Origin of the sequence: Streptomyces endocoffeicus, assembly GCF_016741935.1 — a bacterium.
Taxonomy (GTDB): Bacteria; Actinomycetota; Actinomycetes; order Streptomycetales; family Streptomycetaceae; genus Streptomyces; species Streptomyces endocoffeicus.
This window is the reverse complement of sequence record NZ_JAERRG010000178.1, coordinates 1-906: the sequence shown is the minus strand read 5'-3', so window position 1 is coordinate 906 and position 906 is coordinate 1. Positions and strand designations below refer to the sequence as shown.

Genomic DNA, 906 nt, shown 5'->3' with positions numbered 1-906 from the left:
GTCCTGGTCTTCCCCGGTCAGGGTTCGCAGTGGGTCGGCATGGGACAACGCCTCTGGGAAACCTCACCCCTCTACCGCGACACCATCCGCGAGGTCGACGCAGCCCTCTCCGAATACATCGACTGGTCCGTCACCGACGTCCTCACCGGCAAGCCCGGAGCCCCCACCTGGGACCACGTCGATGTCATCCAACCAGTCCTCTTCACCGCCATGACCGCCCTCGCCACCCTCTGGCAACACCACGGCCTCACCCCCGACGCCATCATCGGCCACTCCCAAGGCGAAATCGCCGCCGCCTACACCGCCGGAGCCCTCACCCTCCAAGACGCCGCCCGCATCACCACCCTCCGCAGCAAAGCACTCCTCCCCCTCACCGGCCACGGCACCATGATCAGCGTCCTCGCACCACCGGAGAAAATCCAGGAAATAGCCAACCCCGACCACTGGAACACCCGCATCTGGATCGCCGCCCACAACGCACCCAACACCACCACCATCACCGGCGACCCCGACGCCATCACCCACCTCACCCAACAACTCTCCCACCACCGCATCATGCGCTGGCAACTCCCCGGAGTCGACTTCGCCGCCCACTCCGGCCACATCGACCAACTACACAACGAACTCCAACACATCCTCGCCCCCATCACCCCACAAAAACCCACCACCCCCTTCTACTCCACCACCGACAACACCTGGATCACCGACACCACCCTGGATGCCGACTACTGGTACCGCAACCTACGACAACCCGTCCTCTTCCAACCCGCCATCGAACACCTCACCAACAACGGCTACACCACCTACATCGAAACCAGCCCCCACCCAACCCTCACCCCCAGCATCCACGAAACCAACCCCAACACCACCACCATCCACACCCTCCACAACAACCAAAACGACACC

General features: G+C 63.5%; 1 protein-coding gene. It reads left to right on the top strand.

From position 1 onward, the window contains the following. Window positions 1–3: 3 nt before the first annotated feature. Window positions 4–906 (top strand): acyltransferase domain-containing protein (locus tag JK364_RS54465; protein ID WP_269146474.1); only part of this gene is annotated, 903 nt, incomplete at its 3' end.